The sequence below is a fragment of the Microbacterium sp. genome (genome assembly GCF_035277845.1).
GTDB lineage: Bacteria > Actinomycetota > Actinomycetes > Actinomycetales > Microbacteriaceae > Microbacterium.
The window spans coordinates 1-4755 of the sequence record NZ_DATEJS010000071.1; the positions used below are offsets into that span (position 1 = coordinate 1).

The 4755-nt window shown below is 72.7% G+C and carries 1 protein-coding gene and 2 pseudogenes; 1 reads left to right on the plus strand and 2 read right to left on the minus strand.

The genetic code is table 11. The features are described from left to right. A pseudogene (locus VJR25_RS03010) lies at positions 1-210 on the plus strand (carbohydrate ABC transporter permease); the annotation flags it as partial. A gap of 54 nt (positions 211-264) precedes the next feature. Here VJR25_RS03010 and VJR25_RS03015 read toward each other — a convergent pair. Next, the gene (locus VJR25_RS03015) at positions 265-3696 is read right to left on the minus strand and encodes an error-prone DNA polymerase (protein ID WP_324112387.1); all 3432 of its coding nucleotides are present in this window, start codon (positions 3694-3696) and stop codon (positions 265-267) included. A gap of 39 nt (positions 3697-3735) precedes the next feature. Then, positions 3736-4755: pseudogene (locus VJR25_RS03020) on the minus strand (DNA polymerase Y family protein); the annotation flags it as partial.

The window sequence follows — 4755 nt, forward strand, 5'->3', positions numbered from 1 at the left end:
GAGTTCCTCGTGGCGCTGACGCTGAGCCTGGCGTCCGACCCGGACCAGCGTCCGCTCACCGTCGCCATCAACGGCTACATCGGCCAGTACTCGGTCGACTGGGGGCACCTGTTCGCCGGGTCGCTCATCGCGACGGTGCCGGTGATCATCCTGTTCGCCCTCATCGAGGGGCGCGTGGTGTCGGGCCTCACCGCAGGCGCCATCAAGTAGGGCGCCATCAAGGAGGCGTCTTCCGGTGGCGCGCGCCCGTGCTGACGGCGCGCGTCACCGGAAGTCCCGCGACGTGTGCGCGACCCCGACCCGCAGGTCGACGGCGGCGTCCGCGAGGACATTGACCACCCCCTCGATCGACCGCTCCAGCACGCCCCGCACGATGAGGGCCGGAGCATCCCGCAGCACCCGCCGGTACCGCGTCCACATGCCCTGCGAGCAGATCACGTTCACGAGCCCCGCCTCGTCTTCGAGGTTGAGGAACGTGATGCCGGATGCCGTGGCCGGCCGCTGCCGGTGGGTGACGAGACCCGCCACCTCGACGCGCCGCCCGGACTCGTGACCCTGCAGCTGCGTCGAGACCAGCACCCCGCGCTCGTCGAGCCGCTCCCGCACATGCGCGAGCGGATGGTCGTCGGTGGACACCCCGGTCGCCCACAGGTCGGAGGCGAGCCGCTCGTAGTCGGTGGGATCGGCGAACAGCGGCGGCTGCACCGACACCACCGAGTCCGGCAGGTACCGGGCCCGGTCCTGGGCCGCGGACCCGGCCAGCCAGATGCCTTCGCGCCGGCTCAGCCCGAGACATTCGAAGGCTCCCGCCGTGGAGAGGGACTCGAGCTGCGCAGCCGTGGCATCCGTGCGCCGCACGAGGTCGCGCAGGTCGCGGTACGGACCATGCTCCTCCCGTTCGGCGACCAGGCGCTGCGCCATGGGCATGCCGATGCCGGTGACGGACGCCAGCCCCAGCCGCACGGCGAATGCGCCGTCGCGCCGGTGCGCAGCGGTCTCGTCGGGAGCATCCCGGTCGAATGCGCCGACCGGTGGCTGACGGCGGTCGGTGCAGGCATCCCGCCCCGTCGGCGGACGCTGCGCCGGCCCCGCCGCGTCGAGCGGCTCGAGACAGGCATCCGCCCCCGACGCGTGCAGGTCGGGGCGGCGCACCTCGACGCCGTGCCGGCGGGCGTCGGCGACGAGGGACGCCGGCGAGTAGAACCCCATCGGCTGGGCGCGCAGGAGCCCCGCCAGGAACGCCGCCGGATAGTGCAGCTTCAGCCACGTGCTGGCGTAGACCAGCAGCGCGAACGACAGCGAGTGCGACTCGGCGAACCCGAAGTTCGCGAACGCCTGGATCTGCGCGTAGATGCCGGCGGCGACGTCGTCCGGGATGCCGTTGTGCGCCATGCCGGCGAAGAGCTTGTCGCGCAGCGAGTCGATCCGCTCGACCCCGCGCTTGGAGCCCATGGCGCGACGGAGCAGGTCGGCGTCCGCCGCGGTGAGGTCGCCGATCGCCATGCCCATCTGCATGAGCTGCTCCTGGAACACCGGGATGCCGAGGGTGCGCTCCAGCACCGGCTTCAGCTTGGGATGCGGGTAGGTGACGTCCTCCTGGTCCCGCCGGCGTCGCACGTAGGGATGCACCGCACCGCCCTGGATGGGACCGGGACGGATCAGCGCGATCTCGATGGCGAGGTCGTAGAACTCCCGCGGCTGCAGGCGCGGCAGCAGGCCCATCTGCGCGCGCGACTCCACCTGGAACACCCCGATCGCGTCGGCCCGGCACAGCATGTCGTAGACGGCGGGCTCCTCCTTCGGCAGGGTCGCCAGCTCCCACCGCTCCCCCGTCGATGCGGCGGCCAGGTCGAAGCAGTGCTGCAGCGCCGCGAGCATCCCGAGTCCCAGCAGATCGAACTTCACGAGTCCCATCCAGGCTGCGTCCTCTTTGTCCCACTGGATGACCGTGCGGTTCTCCATGCGGGCGTGCTCGATCGGCACCACCTCGCCCACCGGTCGCTCGGTGAGCACCATGCCTCCGGAGTGGATGCCGAGGTGCCGCGGCGCCTTCAGCATCTCGCCCGCGTACTCGAGCACCTGGTCCGGGATGTCGTGGCCGCCCGCCGTGGAGAGGGAGGCGCCCCACCGCTCCACCTGCTTGGACCAGGCATCCTGCTGACCGGGTGAGAAGCCGAGTGCTCGGGCCATGTCGCGCACCGCGTTCTTCGGCCGGTACTGGATGACGTTGGCCACCTGCGCGGCCCGTTCCCGCCCGTACTCGCCGTACACCCATTGGATGATCTCCTCGCGGCGGTCGGAGTCGAAATCGACGTCGATGTCGGGCTCCTCCTCGCGCAGCGCCGACAGGAACCGCTCGAACGGGAGGTTGTAGCGGATGGCGTCGACGGCGGTGATGTCCAGCAGATAGCAGACCGCGCTGCTGGCGGCGGATCCCCGGCCCTGGCACAGGATGCCGCGGCGCCGGGCTTCCTGCACGATGCCGTGCACGATGAGGAAGTAGCCGGGGAAGTCCTTGGACTCGATGACGGCGAGTTCGTTCTCGATGCGCTTCAGGTGCTCGGGCGGGGCGTCGGGGTATTTGCGCGGCACGGCGTCCCACACGAGCCTGCGCAGGTGCTCCATCGGGGTGCTGCCGTCGGGGATGGTGAGCTTGGGCAGGGCCGGGCGGGCGTTGCGCAGGGGGAAGGCCAGCTCATCGGCGAGCCGCACGGTCTCGGCCACGACCCCGGGATACCGGGCGAAGCGGTCCTGCATCTCGGCGCCGGAGCGCAGGTGCGCGCCGGCGTGTGCGGGCAGCCACCCGTCGAGGTCGTCGAGGCTGCGGTTCGCCCGCACCGCCGACACCGCTGCGGCGAGGTGCCGTCGCTGCGGCGTGGCGTAGTGCACGTTGTTGGTCGCCAGAGCGGGAAGCCCCCGGTCACGGGCCAGCTGCCACAGCAGGTCGTTGCGGGTGGTGTCGAGGGGGTCGCCGTGGTCGGTGAGCTCGACGAACACGTTCTGCCGGCCGAACAGCGCGACCAGGTGATCGAGCTCGGCGGCTGCGGCATCCGGACCGGCGATGAGCCCGCGACCCTCGAGCGCCTGCCGCACCGCGCCCTTGCGGCATCCGGTGAGCACCGCCCAGTGCCCGGCATCCGGCCCGCCCGCGGCCTCGGCCAGCTGCTCGAGATCGTAGCGGGGACGCCCCTTCTCGCCGCCGGCGAGCTGGGCGTGCGTGATGGCCGCGGCCAGGCGGTGATAGCCCTCCTCTCCACGGGCGAGCACGAGCAGGTGCGCGCCAGCCGGGTCGGGCTGGCCCTTGCGCTGCGTCGGCATGCGTAGAGACAACTCGGACCCGAACACCGTCTTGACCTGGCGTTCCTGCGCCGCCTCCGCGAAGCGGACGATGCCGTAGAACCCGTCGTGATCGGTGATCGCGAGGGCGTGGAGCCCGAGCCGCTCCGCCTCCTCGACGAGCTCCTCGGGCGAGGACGCCCCGTCGAGGAACGAGTACGACGAATGCGCGTGCAGCTCCGCATACGGCACGGCGTCGGCGGGACGCTCGATGGGCGTTGCCACATAAGGCCCGCGTTTGCGCGACCAGGCCGGGCTGTCTCCGCCGTCGGCGTCGGCGGGGATGTTCTGCGGGCGCCGCCGGTCGCTGAGGGTGCGCTCCAGCTCCGACCAGGGGATGGAGGGGTTGTCGAAGCCCATCAGCCACCGCCCCTCGTGCCGGCAGCCGGGAAGCGGGCGTCAGTCATAGCGGGCCTCCGCCGCCCAGACGCCGCCCTCGCACACGAGCAGCCACGCGGTGAGCTCGTCGTCGACCACCTGGAACCGGTGCGCCACCCGGCGACGGTCGGCATCCCACCCCCGCTCGTCGACCGGCCACGGCCCCGCCCAGGACACGATCTCGCGGCGCCCCGGCCGCTCCCCGCCCCCGGAGACGGTGAGCAGCTCCGGCTGTCCGCTCACGACGCCCCGCTCCGACACCTCGATCGCCGCCCCCGTGCGGGTCACCACGTCGACCGGCAGCGCCTGCGGGAACACCGTGGTCGGCAACGGGGGCGGCAGGCTGCCCGGCCAGGGGCGGGCGGCATCCGGACCCGGCTCGGCGCGGTCGCCCCACGGCACGAGCGTCTGCCGCTCCCCCAGCCACCGCCCGCCCTCGATCACCGGCGTGAGCACGCCGCGATGCCCGAGCATCGCCTGCACGCGCGAGAGCACATGGTGCACCTTCTCGTCGGCGCCCGACCCGAAGATGGCCGGCTGATGGTGGGAGGCGGCATCCACCGCGGCCGGCTCGAGCCGCACGAGCACCACGCCGCTGCGCAGGCCTCCTGCCTCGGCGAGCTGCCAGCGCACCCGGTCGACCACGGCGGCCGCGTCGAACGAGCCGGGATGCAGCCACACCCGGTCGCTGCGCTCCCCGAGCTCGGTGAGGATGCCCACCCGCAGCTCGGTGCACACGAGCCCGTGCGCGCCGAGCCGGTCGAGGAATTCGTCGGCCGCGATCCGCATGCCGAACGCGACCTGCGAGGCGTCTTCGAGCGGCGGCTCGAACGCCACCTCGCGGTGGAGCTCGGGGGGCGGGGTGCGCGGCTGCACCGGCCGTGAGTCGGCGCCGGCGACCAGGTCGTGCAGGCGGATGCCCCGCTCGCCGAACCGCTCGCGCACCCGGTCGGGCTCGAGCTCGGCGAACGCGCCCAGCGTGTGCACGCCGAGCCGCTCGCGCACCCGGTCGGGCTCGAGCTCGGCGAACGCGCCCAGCGT